Origin of the sequence: Lysinibacillus sp. FSL M8-0355, assembly GCF_038008985.1 — a bacterium.
GTDB classification, from domain to species: Bacteria; Bacillota; Bacilli; order Bacillales_A; family Planococcaceae; genus Lysinibacillus; species Lysinibacillus fusiformis_D.
Genome location: NZ_JBBPAI010000001.1, coordinates 3,009,275 through 3,024,287 on the forward strand (window position 1 = coordinate 3,009,275; position 15,013 = coordinate 3,024,287).

Annotated in this window: 14 protein-coding genes and 1 pseudogene; 2 read left to right on the plus strand and 13 right to left on the minus strand. The window is 35.2% G+C overall.

The genetic code is table 11. The features are described 5' to 3' along the window. Positions 1–154 precede the first annotated feature (154 nt). Positions 155–739, minus strand: a complete 585-nt coding sequence (locus MKY46_RS14585; protein ID WP_230593993.1) for a hypothetical protein — start codon at positions 737–739, stop codon at positions 155–157. Between the two features lie 19 nt (positions 740–758). Beyond that, a complete protein-coding gene (locus MKY46_RS14590; RefSeq protein WP_051891783.1) occupies positions 759–1,562 on the minus strand; it encodes an RHS repeat domain-containing protein in 804 nt (267 codons plus the stop codon). Positions 1,563–1,893: 331 nt separating this feature from the next. Between MKY46_RS14590 and MKY46_RS14595 the strand changes: the two genes are divergently transcribed. Next, positions 1,894–2,268 carry a hypothetical protein gene (locus tag MKY46_RS14595; protein WP_155273227.1) on the plus strand — a complete coding sequence of 125 codons (375 nt, stop codon included), beginning with the start codon at positions 1,894–1,896 and terminating at the stop codon, positions 2,266–2,268. A 75-nt stretch (positions 2,269–2,343) separates the two neighbouring features. Here MKY46_RS14595 and MKY46_RS14600 read toward each other — a convergent pair whose 3' ends face one another. From MKY46_RS14600 to MKY46_RS14620, 5 genes are all read right to left on the minus strand, one after another. Then, on the minus strand, positions 2,344–2,883 hold the full coding sequence (locus MKY46_RS14600; RefSeq protein WP_036128862.1) for an imm11 family protein: 540 nt from the start codon (positions 2,881–2,883) through the stop codon (positions 2,344–2,346). A gap of 186 nt (positions 2,884–3,069) precedes the next feature. Continuing rightward, a complete protein-coding gene (locus MKY46_RS14605) occupies positions 3,070–3,603 on the minus strand; it encodes an RHS repeat domain-containing protein (RefSeq protein WP_340835679.1) in 534 nt (177 codons plus the stop codon). Positions 3,604–3,732: 129 nt separating this feature from the next. After that, positions 3,733–3,987, minus strand: a complete 255-nt coding sequence (locus MKY46_RS14610) for a DUF7660 family protein (protein WP_036127392.1) — start codon at positions 3,985–3,987, stop codon at positions 3,733–3,735. A gap of 33 nt (positions 3,988–4,020) precedes the next feature. Continuing rightward, positions 4,021–4,602, minus strand: a complete 582-nt coding sequence (locus tag MKY46_RS14615; RefSeq protein ID WP_340835681.1) for an RHS repeat-associated core domain-containing protein — start codon at positions 4,600–4,602, stop codon at positions 4,021–4,023. A gap of 9 nt (positions 4,603–4,611) precedes the next feature. Beyond that, positions 4,612–6,084 (minus strand): RHS repeat domain-containing protein, encoded by a 1,473-nt coding sequence (locus MKY46_RS14620; protein WP_340834634.1) that lies wholly within the window; start codon positions 6,082–6,084, stop codon positions 4,612–4,614. Between MKY46_RS14620 and MKY46_RS14625 the strand changes: the two are divergent. Further along, positions 6,050–6,250 (plus strand): annotated as a pseudogene (locus tag MKY46_RS14625) (IS3 family transposase); the annotation flags it as partial. The gene MKY46_RS14620 and the pseudogene MKY46_RS14625 sit on opposite strands and share 35 nt — an antisense overlap. A 185-nt stretch (positions 6,251–6,435) precedes the next feature. Here MKY46_RS14625 and MKY46_RS14630 read toward each other — a convergent pair. The 6 genes from MKY46_RS14630 to MKY46_RS14655 form a co-directional block, all read right to left on the minus strand. Then, positions 6,436–7,062 (minus strand): Imm43 family immunity protein, encoded by a 627-nt coding sequence (locus tag MKY46_RS14630; RefSeq protein ID WP_036124943.1) that lies wholly within the window; start codon positions 7,060–7,062, stop codon positions 6,436–6,438. A 4-nt stretch (positions 7,063–7,066) separates the two neighbouring features. Then, positions 7,067–10,732, minus strand: coding sequence for a DUF6531 domain-containing protein (locus MKY46_RS14635; RefSeq protein WP_340834637.1), 3,666 nt, complete (start codon positions 10,730–10,732; stop codon positions 7,067–7,069). A 247-nt stretch (positions 10,733–10,979) separates the two neighbouring features. After that, on the minus strand, positions 10,980–11,465 hold the full coding sequence (locus tag MKY46_RS14640) for a hypothetical protein (protein ID WP_155273232.1): 486 nt from the start codon (positions 11,463–11,465) through the stop codon (positions 10,980–10,982). Positions 11,466–11,475: 10 nt separating this feature from the next. Then, positions 11,476–13,566 (minus strand): RHS repeat domain-containing protein, encoded by a 2,091-nt coding sequence (locus tag MKY46_RS14645; RefSeq protein WP_340834640.1) that lies wholly within the window; start codon positions 13,564–13,566, stop codon positions 11,476–11,478. Positions 13,567–13,772: 206 nt separating this feature from the next. Further along, a complete protein-coding gene (locus MKY46_RS14650; protein ID WP_340834641.1) occupies positions 13,773–14,120 on the minus strand; it encodes a hypothetical protein in 348 nt (115 codons plus the stop codon). Between the two features lie 3 nt (positions 14,121–14,123). Further along, positions 14,124–14,714 (minus strand): RHS repeat-associated core domain-containing protein, encoded by a 591-nt coding sequence (locus MKY46_RS14655; RefSeq protein WP_080717142.1) that lies wholly within the window; start codon positions 14,712–14,714, stop codon positions 14,124–14,126. Between the last annotated feature and the right edge of the window lie 299 nt (positions 14,715–15,013).

Consider the following 15,013-nt stretch of genomic DNA (forward strand, 5'->3'; position numbering starts at 1 on the left):
GACAGAACTTCTACGGTTCCTATCTCACGAATATTCCCATCTCTTGAAATCACAGTAAGATTAAAAGGGCAATAAATCCCTTTAAATGGATTTATCGCCCTATATAATTGATACTAATGTATTTCTCTTATTACAATTTTAAGAATATACTGATTCAATCTATCTTTGCCACATTAAAGTTATATTTTTCATCTTCACGTGGATCATTAAATCCTTCAAATTCATTTACTTTTTCAAGAGAAAATAAAAAACCAAAATTTAGACTAGGAAAATCTAATTTCTTCATACGAGCATATCCTTTTATAGATACCGAATACTTACCAGAAGGAACACTGTATCTAAATCCTGAATATAGTGTTTTACCATCTAATGTTTGATAAGATACCTCATCATTTTTTAGAAACTCATTTTTATCAAATTCATAAAATGAACCAATATCTGCAATCCACAATGAATCTTTAACTTCAATATTGAAGTCATGATAAACGAATTTTTCTTCCCATTCATCGTCAAATGACTGATTACAATTTTCAAGTTTGATAATATACTCTATAGAATTTATAGGTAGAAAAGGTATCCAAATACCATTTTCAAGTGAAGCTAAATAACGGTTATGATTATCCTGAAAATTTTTTAAAATTTTTTTTGTCCTAACTTTTTCTTTCTTTAAAAAGTCTTGCAGGACGTCTATTGAAAACAAACAAATTCCGTAACTTCCAGTATCTAGAATTCTATCCATTATAACATCTCCTTTTTTCCTATTTACAAGGTATTTTTCCATTAGAATGTAATTCTTTTAATTTCTCTAAAGCTTCTGCAGGAGTTAAATCTTTGAATAACTTTTCTTTTGTGTATGGTATTTTTAAATAACCTTTAACGTCAATATCTTTGTATGCTTTAGCAGCTTTTTCAAAAAACTCATCTGTTGTACCAGTGAATTTTGAACCATGATAAGGTATTCCATCTTCTATAAGTTTTCTATGCAATTTTTTGTGAAGTTCTGCCGTTCCAGCTCCTTCATCTGGATACCAAGAAATGGAATGAATTTGACTTAACTCTGAAATATCTAAAGCCTTGGCTATTGATCTTGGCATCAAATGATGTCCCATGCCAGTATCCAATAAATCTGAATATAAGCCAAATTTATCTATATTATTATTTGTATCCCTGACATAACCATACAGAGTTGGATTCCCACCCGCAAGTCCAATCGGGTCAATTTGGGTATAATTCCCTTGCACCGGATCGTAGTATCGGAATCGGTTATAATACAAGCCAATTTCTACATCTTCATACTGCCCCTGATACCTAAATGGAATGAAATCCTTTTCACCAGTGAACTCTTTCACTCGTCCATAAACATCAAGCTCAGCCGACCAAACTTTATTACCTTGCTCATCATAGGCTTCAACAGGCGTTCCAAGATAATCACTAATAATACTGTAATGACCTTCACTTGTGATTTTTGCAGAAGGGACAAACCCTTCATTAAATACCCATGTCACTAGATTATCTGCGATATCGGCATCTGTCTGCGAGGCATTCTCCACTGAATTTTCCAATGTATCAGAATTATCCTGTGACAAATACTTATGCAGAATCGTATTTCCATCCCATACGAATTCGTCAAAGCTCGACAGATATTATCCATAAAATTGTTTATTTAAATTAACTGTATTATCTAATATTCATATGGTAAAATTAAACAAAAAAATATTGGAGGAATAATAAAATGATGCCTTTTGAAGAGAACATGAGAATTTGGAATGACACCTTAGAGGAAATTAGTCATCCTATTTATAAATCTATTTAAATAACTTTCATACAGATATGATTCAAGAAATTTCCTTTAACATCAAAGCTGGTATTGTTCAAAAGGATTTCGATTCAATTATGAATTATTCATTAAAATACATTTTACAATCTCTTTTCATTCAAATTAAAAAGTCAAAAGAATTCGAATTAATGGAATTAGTTTTTGAAGATAAAGTATGCGATGAGTTTGAAAAGCTACTTCTTATGGATGCTATTGATATTTCTTACCATATAGATGATTTTATTACCGAGAAAGAAATGGAGGAAGAAGGTATTAGTGTGGACGACTTAGATAACTTTCTTAATATCATTGTGAATTTTAATGAAAAGCAGTTTGCAATATTAAAACTTACTAACTCTGTCTGTGTGCTAGGAGAATTAGCTTTTCTAAATCTTGACACTTCAGATACATTCATTAATGGTAACCATTATAGTGACTATGAAGAGAAATAATTCTCTTCATAGTACTGAGGAAATTCATATTATGAAATAAGAGTATGTTTAAAATATGCTATTCGTTTATTAGAGTTAAAGTCCTGTCCCTACTTTCATAAAACGCAATCCGTTAATTCCATTTTTTTCTATAAAATCTTTAAAATTTTGTGTACAGAAATAAAAGTTGTTAATTCTAATATCTCTAAAAATAGTTTCATTTTCTATTTTTTCTAAATTAAATGTAATGTTTTCACCTCGCAACATTGCAAGAGATTCTTGCATATCTAAACCATCAAAATTAATTGCTGTTAAAACATTTGTTATATTTATATATATATAATCCTCTGAAATACCTTTGATTTTTATGGGGAGGGTTTCTGTAATTTCTGAAAATTCATCAATAAAAAACTTTTCGAATTTCTTTTTTACTATTAATGTAGCTCCATAACAACGTGAATCAAAATCTAACAATTTTCCTCTATTCAGTTTATCTTCTGAAATACCAAATATCTCTGCGTTCCAATCCAGAGTAATTTTTTGCCCTGTAAAAGTTGAAAAAAGACGAACATAGTCCTTATTTAAAAAGGTTAAATCTTTAAAAACATCATCATTTACAAATCTATATACATTCATTTACAAAACTCCATTTACCAAATATTAACGTTAAATAATAAATCCTCCCTAATATTTTCTGGATCAGCTAATACTGCTTCTTTTGCTTTTGCTCCACCAAAACGTTCTGCAGACTCCAACCTATCAGCAACATTTCTAAAATAATCATTAGTATGGATTATTCTATGATAAGCACCAGGTTATATACTATTTGGATCCATGTTTTAAATAAATCCCATTATCTGCACTATTGACATCAATCTTATGCCTTTCTAGAATATCCCTAGCTCTTTGAGCATTTGGATTTGAATGGTCCCCCGCCACAATATGATGAGCTGCTGAACCTTTATACTTATGCCAAGCACGTTTCATGTACCCTTCATTCTTTCTTAACTCACGATTAGCTTTGTTCATATTTTTCTTTAACTCTTTAGTACAAGAAAGACCAAAAATATCTATTGAGTTATTTGTATCTTGTACATAGCCATATAAGACCAAACCTCCATTAAGCCCAATTGGATCCTTTTGCGTATACATACCCTCAATTGGTGAATAATATCTAAATCTGTTGTAGTAAAGGCCAGTTTCTTCATCCTCGTATTGCCCTTGATATCGGAATGGTATAAAATTCTTGTCACAGGTAAACTCTTTTGACTGACCATAAATATCTAACTCATTGGACCAAACCTTATTACCATCAGTATCGTAGGCTTCAGAAGGTGTACCTAGATAATCACTAATAAGGCTTCTTCAACTAATCAATCGATCTAATAAATTCCTTAAATTGATATATTATTTACACCGCACTCATCAATTTAAAGTCTTTCCATACAAATTTCACATAACTAATTCTTTTTTAGCGTGGGCCTTTTATTCATATATCTTACCTACATATAGCATAATAGATAATAGTTTCCAGTCAATATTTTTGGGAGTATCTAAACCAGAATTTTCATAAAATCCTTCCATATCTTCCATCCATCCCTCAATGGCTTGAAGAAATAAATCTATAGATTTATTCTCCCATTCATCTATATTTTTTTTATAATCCGCTGATAATAAATTTACAAATTCTAAGAATTGTTGCTTGTTTGATACGTTTTCAATTTTGTTATACCAATCCATATTATTCACACCTCTCTATTTCAACTATTGACTCTATTTTTTCCTACAAATCACCTGTCTAGATCCATCTTCCCTCTTTAAAACAATTGATGTTCCACCATTTTTTGTTGACATTTTAAACCATTGATTCTTCACTTGTTTTTTACTTGCCCAGTTTACTGGAATTTCATCAATACCTGCGAGTCTAAATGCTGCGAGTCTTCTATGATCCAACGTCCATATTTTACCGTCTGTATCCTTCCAAACATTAACTGTAGGTAAGTCACTTACTTTAAGTGAACCATTCTTTAATGATTCAGCATTTTCTAAAACTGTAAATGCACCCGTACTATTCTTGATATTACTCTGCATAAAATGAATTTCATTTGGATCTAACGAAAGAGGTTTATTTCCTGATAACTCAGCAAAATTAAATTTAGGTTTTGGCTTTAATCCAAATGGATCATTTATAGCATTCGTATCACTAACATACCCATAAAGCGTAGGATTCCCACCCGCAAGTCCAATCGGATCTATTTGAGTATAATTCCCTTGTTCTGGGTCGTAGTATCGGAATCGGTTATAATACAATCCAATTTCAACATCCTCATACTGCCCTTGATAACGGAATGGAATAAAGTCTTTCTAACCTGTAAATTCATTCACTTCACCATAAATATCAAGCTCAGCTGACCAAACCTTATTTCCTTCTTCATCATAGGCTTCTACAGGCGTTCCAAGATAATCACTAACAATACTGTAGTTACCTTCACTCGTGATTTTAGCTGAAGGTACGAACCCATCATTGAACACCCATGTAACTAGATTATCATTTTCTAGTTCAGTTGAATCATTCTCTGAGAAACACTCATGTAAGATAGTATTCCCATCCCAAACGAAACTTGTTGTCTTTTCTTCAGAACACTTCTCTACCCGTCTACCTAGCGAGTCATACTTGAAAGTAACTTCTGTGATGTCTGGTCGGATGACCTTCGCCATCATGCCATTGCCGTTATATTCGTACTTCCACGTATCACCGTTCTTCTCAACTTTCTGAATCAGATTACCTTCATCATCATAAGAGAATGTTGCCTCTCTCGTTTCAAGCAATCTACTTCCGGCACCATAGACACGATCGGTCTTTTCTTTCGTTTCATACAAATTTCCGACATCATCGACATTGCGGTGTAAAAAGTCAAATTGATCGCCTTGATTGGACCAGACGAGGTTACTAAACTCATCATAACCATAGGTAACTTTTACACCTGTTAACTCGTTTACCATGCTTCGTAAGTGATGATTGACGTCCCAATTATACACGCGTCTTCGTGTATCTCGGTTTTGACTACTTATTCGATGGTGTGTAGGTCTACCTGTCACATCATACTGCCATTTACTGATGACATCTCCTGGTAGGATTCTTTCAATCTCTTGACCGAGTTCATTGTACTGCATTGATGCTGTCCAATGCGCTTGCTCTGAGCTAGAGGCTGTGATTTGTGATACATCTCCCATTTCATTGCGAGCGACATCGATTTTTGCACCTAAGCTACTTGTAATCTGGGAACGGTTGCCTAATTCATCATAACTACTCGCAATCCAATGGTCATTCTGCCACTCTTTGATCACTTGTCCAGATGAATCTCGCTCGAACTTTACTGTCACATGCTCATTTTCAGTTTGAATTAACGACCCATTTTTGTCATAGCCAAACGTTTCCCAAGTATCATCATAATAATCAGCACGGATGACATTCCCTAGACCATCATGCTGATATGTTGTCCAACGATCACCCGGTCGTTGAATTCTCTGAACCAATCCGGCTAGACTTCGCTCATACGTTCTTTCAATCTCATCAAAGCCGATTTCCTTGATGATATTCCCTTTCGTATCGCGTTCAAACTGATACGCTTCGCCTTTTTCATTGATGACAGCGTTTAACTGCTCTTCTGTATCATAGGTGAAATTGACTTTCTTCCCACCTTGTTCTCGAGCCTTCAAACTGCCGAGAATGGTGTAATCAAAGGCTACTTGCGTATGGTTATCTTTCGCAAAAACAATATCTTCATAGGCATTGTACTTCAATTGTACGTCGTTACCATCTAATTTCTTTGGCATTTTGAAGTTAGAATTTCTATACCTTACAAAGCTTGAAAGTGTAGCACATTTTAAAATTGAATTAGAAAAATACATAACATATTAGAATACAAAACGAATTAAGGGCCACGTTAAAAGACATGAGTCCGATACAAAATATCGAACTCATGCCCAAACCTCTACATAATGAAATAACTCTGTCTAACATTTGAAGGTCACTTCATTACCATGGGGAATTTTACCATTTTTTTGCTATGCTTACTGAACTAAAAGTCGCTATCGAATAATTCAATATAATGCAGACCGTTTTATAGTTTGTTTATATCAATAATTTCTATTTTCCGAATCGAAATAATAAAAAATAGTGTTTATTTACAATATAGATTGTAGATAGTTAGGCACTGAATCTAAGTCCATAAATTGAATCCCTTTAAGATTATCTTTTTCACACAATGATTTAAATCTCTCTGAACAAAACAGGTACCTTCCCAGTTTTAAATCGCTTAATTGAAATAAATCAAGATCAGTGTCTTTTATCACCAACTTTATATACTTATCAACGAAACTTCCACCAACTTTTAATTTTGCATTACTTGGAACTTCTCTTGTAAGGTACTCAGATTTATCATAATCAACTAATGAATGTCTTTTAATACATTTAATAAAGAAAAATAAATCTTTTACTTTTGGTTTACCTTTTGTACTAACAACATGTAAATTAGCTATACCATAATCCTGTAATATATTTACTTGATCCATTGAAGATAAAAATTTTTCAGAGATTACATGACCAAAGAAATTTTCGTAGTAGTCAAATTGAACTTTGCTTCTCGTTATTAACCAAAGTTCTTTTGGGAAATCCATTTGTTCAATAAAAGGTCGATTCCAATTATAGCTCATTCCTTCGTCATATTTCTCATCAGTATAGCTTTCGTGCAAAACACCATCTAAATAGATGGGGGAATTTGCACTATCATTGACTAACATAAAATATTTCATAAAATTACCCCAATCGTTTACAAGTTGGATATTTTTTTGATGGTACATAATCTTTACTAAAATGTCCTGTTTGCAGTTGATTTTTAAGTTGCATTTGCAGTTTACGTACTTTTGTTCTAGCTTGTTTTTCATTTATAAAACCATCATCAAATTCTTCATATATAGTGGCTACTCTGTTCATTACATTCTTATTATAAGCACTATGAGAAGTATTATGAATAAAATCAAATGTACTACCTTTTAAAGTATCCGGATTACTAGGAATCATCATACCATTAAAAGCTTGATCTCTTAAACCTCCAATACCAATATCATTGAAAAATGTTTGATATTGCTTCCAAACATTTGTCGGAATCACATGATGAGCCTGAAAACCTGTAAAGTTTCTCCCTTTAAAACCTTTTTGAACATTACCTGAGAGTATTGTACTTGGCGCTCTCGATAATCCAAATGGATCAATACAACTATTTGTATCACTTACATATCCATATAGTGTAGGATTGTTTCCTGCAAGTCCTATAGGGTCTTGTTGGATATAAACCCCTTCGTTCGGCGAGTAATATCGGAATCGGTTGTAGTACAAGTCTGTTTCCTCATCCATATACTGTCCCTGAAAACGGAATGGAATGAAACCTTTATATCCTGTAAGTTCCTTACCTTGTCCATAGATGTTAAGTTCTATAGACCAGACTTGGTTTCCTTCCTCATCGTACGCCTCTACAGGAGTACCTTGATAATCACTGATAATACTAAAGTTACCTTCATTGGTAATTTTAGCTGATGGTGTAAGTGAATTATCTTCATACACCCATGTTACGAGATTTCCCTGTTGGTTTGTATTCGCATCTTGGGTACTTATCGTACTTGCCTTTACTACCCACTCATGTAAAGTCGTATTGCCATCCCAGACAAAGTGAGTCGCTTTTCCTTCACAATTTTTTTCCACACGTCTACCAAGTGGATCGTATTTGAAAGTAATCACTTTGTTTAAAGTTGAATTGTTCTTTGATAAGAACACAACCTTTGACATCATCCCATTACCATCGTATTCGTACTCCCACGCATCACCAGTTCTTTCAACTTTCTGAATCAGATTACCTTCATCATCATAAGAGAATGTTGCCTCTTTCGTTTCAAGCAATCTACTTCCGACACCATAGACACGATCTGTCTTTTCTTTTGTTTCATACAGATTCCCGACATCATCGACACTGCGGTGTAAGAAGTCAAATTGACCGCCCTGATTGGACCAAACTAGGTTACTGAATTCATCGTAACCATAGGTCATTTGTACACCCGTTAACTCATTTACCTTGCTTCGTAAGCGATTATTGGCATCCCAATTGTACACTCGTCTTCGTGTTTGACGATTTTGACTACATATTCGATGCTGTGTCGGTCTACCAGTTACATCATATTTCCATTTACTAACGACATCCCCTGGTAGGATTTTCTCAATCTCTTGTCCAAGAGCATTGTACTGAATCGTTGCTGTCCAATGGTCTTGAACTGAGCGAGAAGCTGTAATTTGCGACACATTTCCAATTTCATTACGAGCGACATCGATGTTTGCACCTAAGCTACTTGTAATTTGTGAGCGATTACCTATTTCATCATAGCTACTTCCAATCCAATGGTCATTTTGCCACTCCTTGATTACTTGTCCAGATTGGTCTCGCTCAAACTTTACAGTCACATGTTCATTTTCAGTCTCAATTAACGAACCATTTTTGTCATAGCCAAACGTTTCCCAAGTGTCATCGTAATAATCAGCACGAATTATATTTCCTAGGCCGTCATGCTGATACGTTGTCCAACGATTACCTGGACGTTGAATCCTTTGAACCAATCCTGCTGGACTTCGCTCATACGTTCTTTCAACCTCATCAAAGCCAATTTCCTTGATGATATTCCCTTTCGCATCACGTTCAAACTGATACGTTTCGCCTCTTTCGTTGATCACAGCGTTTAACTGCTCCTCTGTATCATAGGTGAATTTGACTTTCTTCCCACCCTGTTCTCGAGAAATTAAACTGCCAAGAATGGTGTAATCAAAGGCTACTTGCGTATGGTTATCCCTTGCAATAACAATATCGTCATAGGCATTGTACTTTAATTGAACGTCGTTTCCATCTGAAAGATTTGCCCGTACAAGGCGATTCAAGTTATCGTAACGGAATTTTTCTGTAGCCCCTAGCGGATTGGTCGTTGATGTACAGTTACCACGACGGTCATATGTCCATGTGGAACTCGTCCCGTCTGGCAATGTCACCTGACTCAGGTTTAGATCAGCATCATAAGCTAAGCTTACCACATGACCTTGCGCATTTGTCACTGTTTCAATCAAACGATGCTCATTATAGGAAAATTCCGTTTTTGTATCATCCTCTAAAATAGTTGCCTGTAATGTACCGTCCTCATTATAGATCCATTGACGACTTCCACCCTCTGCGTTCACTGCCTGAATCAATCGATCCTTGTCATCATGTAGCGAGGATAATGTACTGCCATCAGCTAAAGTCACCTTTATCGGGTTTGCCCATTCATCATAGCTGAATGTTGTTGTGCGGCCATCTTCATCCACTTCTTGCAGTAATTCAAAGTCCTCATTATAGTCATAGCTGATCTCACTGCCATCTGGATGAACAATTTTTGTACAGAGATTATCTTCATTAAAATAATAATAACTTTTATGGCCTAAGCTATTTGTAATTTCGTTATAGCCCTCGTGATATGTAAGCTCACCTGCAAGAACATTGCCATCTCCCCATGTTTTGACTACTCGTGCCCCTGTCGTTGGACCATCATAGCGCCAGAAGAAGCTATTTTTATTGCGATCTGTTTTTTGCATCATTAAGTGATTAACATATTTAATATGCGTACTTTGCCCTAACGCATCTTGGATTTCGATTAAATCTTGTCCATCATTGTAAACGTAACGAACTAAGACTTCACGGCTCATCTGGTTGCGTAAAGCAACCTCTGTCATTCTGCCTACCTCATTGGTCGTAACCTCAAGCACTCTACCAGCACTGTCGGTTACTTGGGATAGGAAGCCTTTAAGGTTATAGGCAAATTGAATATGATGCGCTTGCTCATTTCTTACTTCTTTTAATCGGTATGTTGTTTCTGTTACTTGTTCAAATACATAAATCAATCGTGTATCATGCTCAAATAGATGATACTCCTCACCTGTATTTGTTAAGGTCATTCTTTCACGTTTGTTAAAATACGGCAAGTTTATTGGTAAAATTGGAAATCTAACAGCGCGACCATCCGTCACAACAATCCCAATCAGGTCATCTTCTTCAAATATCTCTAAGGCTAGATCGTATGTAAAGTGCATACCATGACCTGTTAAGCCAATCCGACTGCTATCACTGTACCAAGCGCGTTCCCATGACAGTGGGATAGGTCCAGGTAGTTCGAAATCGACACCTTCATAAATCATACGCCCTGTGATTAAATCAACAGGTTCAAAGCCTCTTTTACAGAACTTTTTACTTAAGCCTTGTGTACAATTAAATTTCTTTAATACTCCATGATTAAATTTCGTTAGCCCAGCTTTCGCCATAGCTTTCATACCGTCTACTGCCTTCGACGCAGCGAGCAATTCATCCATCGAAGAAATGACTTTATCTGCGGCCGTCTTCACAGCTTTAGAACTCATGCCGTGCTCATTAAAGCAGCCCTTCTGTCACAGAGGACAAAAGGGCATACCATAACAAGGACTTATTAACATTCAAATATTACGCGTAGCTCTTTTCAGCCTCTCTGGATCGTATTAAGGGAAATTTGTTTCATGATATCAATATCCGCTGTATTCGTGCTTATACATACGAAATTTCGCAAAGACATGTTACTAATCTACTAATCCTTTGTATTTGAATCCCCAATCATAGGAAACGCTCCTTTTTTCACTCCTCAATGTTGTTAGAATGAAATCTCTCAAGATTTTCAAGTAAATAAAAATCTACTAGATTGGTACCATCATATCCAGTTTCTATCAATACTTTTTGTAATTGATGCAATAGCTTGAGCCACTCTTTTATAAATAATTCAGTTTTCATCATGATACTTCTATAGTTTTCACGACTATCCCAATTAATTTTAATATCACATTTTTCAATTTTACATATCCATGTCTCGAAAAATGCTTGACTTGGGAAAGTTACGACAAACCGTTCCTCTCTTCTTTTTATTGCCTCTAACATTTTAATTACATCGCTTATACCATCAGCTATTTGTGTTCCATAATTGATTCTTAATGACGTATCACACCATTTCATTGTGAAATATTGGTTATTAACATGCCTATTATCCAGTGCTTCAGATATCGTTGTATCTTCTGGATCACGTATTCCAATCTTAAAATTTGGATTGATTATTATTTTAAATTCCACTTTACTCACCTCAATGACATTTAACTTTTGCATGACTATCGTTTCTAATTTCTTCTGCTGTATGATCAATAGGGAATCCATGGAAAGTTCCGTTTCCATTATTTCTTAATCTATAATGTGTTGGTGGATGTGCTTTTGGTGCATTAGAATCACCATTAGGATGAAATACAACACTCTTGCTGTCCGGATTTACCGGGAAGTCCTTGAATCCTCCTGGTTCTAATGTGTCCGCTAATTCACCCGCATATGCTAAATCCTTTTTATTTCCCCATTTTCCATGTGGAAGTTTATCATTATTTGAAGTTATTTGAGCATCCTTGTCTGATAGCTTCAATCCATGCCTTTTCCCTCTTAAATAACCAGGTTCTGGCTTCAAAATTAATCCAAATGGATCAATCTGAATATTTGTATCATACACATACCCATACAATGTTGGATTATTTCCACTTAAACCAATCGGATCCTTCTGTGTATACATCACTTCAGTTGGAGAGTAGTATCGGAATCGATTATAATACAATCCTATTTCTACATCTTCATACTGCCCTTGATAACGGAATGGAATAAAGTCTTTATCACCTGTGAACTCTTTCACTCGCCCATAAATATCAAGTTCTGCTGACCAAATCTTATTACCTTGTTCATCATAGGCTTCAACAGGCGTTCCAAGATAATCACTAATAATACTATAGTTGCCTTCATTCGTAATTTTAGCTGAAGGTACAAACCCATCATTAAACACCCATGTGACTAGATTATCTGGTATTTCTGAGTCGTTCTGTGATGAATACTCATCTATATTTTCAAATGTATCTGAATTATTATGCGAGAAATACTCATGTAGAATAGTATTCCCATCCCATACGAATCTCATAGTTTTCTCGTCAGAGCACTTCTCTATTCGTCTACCAAGCGAGTCATATTTGAAAGTAACTTCTGCGTTGTCTGGTTTGATGACCTTCGACATCATGCCATTGCCATAGTACTCGTACTCCCACGTATCACCGTTCTTCTCAACTTTCTGAATCAGATTACCTTCATCATCATAAGAGAATGTTGCTTCTCTCGTTTCAAGCAATCTACTTCCGGAACCATAGACACGATCTGTCTTTTCTTTTGTTTCATACAAATTCCCGACATCATCGACACTGCGGTGTAAGAAGTCAAATTGACCGCCTTGATTGGACCAGACGAGGTTACTGAATTCATCGTAGCCATAGGTAACTTTTACACCTGTTAACTCGTTTACCATGCTTCGTAAGCGATGATTGACGTCCCAATTATACACGCGTCTTCGTGTATCTCGGTTTTGACTACTTATTCGGTGGTGTGTAGGTCTACCTGTCACATCATACTGCCATTTACTGATGACATCTCCTGGTAGGATTCTTTCAATCTCTTGACCGAGTTCATTGTACTGCATTGATGCTGTCCAATGCGCTTGCTCTGAGCTAGAGGCTGTGATTTGTGATACATCTCCCATTTCATTGCGAGCGACATCGATTTTTGCACCTAAGCTACTTGTAATCTGGGAACGGTTGCCTAATTCATCATAACTACTCGCAATCCAATGGTCATTCTGCCACTCTTTGATCACTTGTCCAGATGAATCTCGCTCGAACTTTACTGTCACATGCTCATTTTCAGTTTGAATTAACGACCCATTTTTGTCATAGCCAAACGTTTCCCAAGTATCATCATAATAATCAGCACGGATGACATTCCCTAGACCATCATGCTGATATGTTGTCCAACGATCACCCGGTCGTTGAATTCTCTGAACCAATCCTGCTGGACTTCGCTCATACGTTCTTTCAACCTCATCAAAGCCAATTTCCTTGATGATATTCCCTTTCGCATCACGTTCAAACTGATACGCTTCGCCTTTTTCATTGATGACAGCGGTTAACTGCTCCTCTGTGTCATAGTTGAATTTGACTTTCTTTCCACCTTGTTCTCGGGATATTAAACTGCCCAGAATGGTGTAATCAAAGGCTACTTGCCTATGATTATCTTTCGCAAAAATAATATTTTCATAGGCATTGTACTTTAATTGAACATCGTTACCATCGGAAAGGTTAGCCCGTACAAGGCGATTCAAGTTATCATAACCAAACTAATAATCGCAATCTCCTCGTTCACCAAAAGACCTAATTTTCGATATTAAATACTCATCGCTAAAACAAAATAATTGAAAATAGGCTTGTTATGACATGAAAAGTCATGGCGAGTCTATTTTCTATTTGTACATGGGCTTCATTTTTACTTTTCTAAACTGACGTCTTCTTTTTGAGAATGACCCTATCCTTATCGCCATCTTTTGCTTGAATATTGCTCGTAAAAATTATCAATATTTTCCTGACTTAGTATTTTCATATCATTAAAAAGACTATCAAGAATATCTTCAGCAATCACTACGTCTTCTACACAACCTGTATTTTTTGCCAGAAGTTCTACCGCTATTTTTATTATATATCCTCTGTCTGCTTCCGACAGAGTACTATCATTATAAACTTGAATTATTAATTTTTTTATGTGTTCTTTCGTCTTTTTGTTTTCAATGTAATCTTCCTCTTCACTTTTGAATTGCTCATTGTAGTAGTTCTTTAAAGAATTTCTAATTTCGTCGATTTCACTTCGATAATTTATTTTCATAATTTAACGATACCTTCTCTTTTTATGAATAGTATAGACACTTTTAGGTATTTCACCTTGTATGAGGACCTCAGCATCCTTCATTGTATAGTTAACTGCTGGTTTTCTAAAACGCTTACCTGTTTGATGATCAATCCCATTAGATACATCAAAAAATTTGTTATAGTCTAACTTATCAGTATCAATAGCATTAATTGTATTTGATTGTCCATAAAACTCAACAATACGTTTCTTTTTCGTAGATGATAAATATTGGGTCCTCAGATTACCATCATCAATATGCTCCTGAATTGAATAATTAGCAGTACTATTTTTAGGAATAATTGGCTCATTATTTAACGCTTGAGACTCTTGGGCATCAGTCAATGCTCGATAAACGGTTATCCATCCAAGCGGGTCAAATTGTATATTTGTATCCTTTACATATCCATACAAAGCAATTCCGCCACTTAACCCAATCGGATCTATCTGTGTGTATGTGCCAGTGCTTGGGTCATAATAACGGAAGCTATTATAATACAAGCCACTGCTCAAATCGTGATACTGCTCTTGATAACGAAATGGAAAAAAGTCTTTCTCAACTGAGAGTTTCAGTGTTGACTATATTTAATGGAAACTGTTGAAAGTACTTGCACTATAATAAAAGAGCAGCAATAATCCAAATTCTATGGATTTATGCTACTCTTTTAGTTAGGTTCGAAATATATTCAGATAAAGCTATAGAACATCCTGTTTTAATCTTTATATTTTTTGGTCAAATGCTTAATCTTATATACCTTCTGAAGGAGAGTACCTTCAAATCATAAAAGAATATTGCCTCTCTTGTTTCAAATAATTTCTTATCCTCTTTAGTCTTGGTTTAATGCCTTTGTATAATATCTTTTCTACTAATC

Excerpts from the sequence above, each read along its gene's own strand:
- MKY46_RS14595 (WP_155273227.1), top strand. The coding sequence starts at position 1,894 with ATGAATTATTCATTAAAATACATTTTACAATCTCTTTTCATTCAAATT.
- MKY46_RS14610 (WP_036127392.1), bottom strand. The coding sequence starts at position 3,987 with ATGGATTGGTATAACAAAATTGAAAACGTATCAAACAAGCAACAATTC.
- MKY46_RS14635 (WP_340834637.1), bottom strand. The coding sequence starts at position 10,732 with ATGAGTTCTAAAGCTGTGAAGACGGCCGCAGATAAAGTCATTTCTTCG.
- MKY46_RS14630 (WP_036124943.1), bottom strand. The coding sequence starts at position 7,062 with ATGAAATATTTTATGTTAGTCAATGATAGTGCAAATTCCCCCATCTAT.
- MKY46_RS14650 (WP_340834641.1), bottom strand. The coding sequence starts at position 14,120 with ATGAAAATAAATTATCGAAGTGAAATCGACGAAATTAGAAATTCTTTA.
- MKY46_RS14600 (WP_036128862.1), bottom strand. The coding sequence starts at position 2,883 with ATGAATGTATATAGATTTGTAAATGATGATGTTTTTAAAGATTTAACC.
- MKY46_RS14620 (WP_340834634.1), bottom strand. The coding sequence starts at position 6,084 with ATGCCAAAGAAATTAGATGGTAACGACGTACAATTGAAGTACAATGCC.
- MKY46_RS14585 (WP_230593993.1), bottom strand. The coding sequence starts at position 739 with ATGGATAGAATTCTAGATACTGGAAGTTACGGAATTTGTTTGTTTTCA.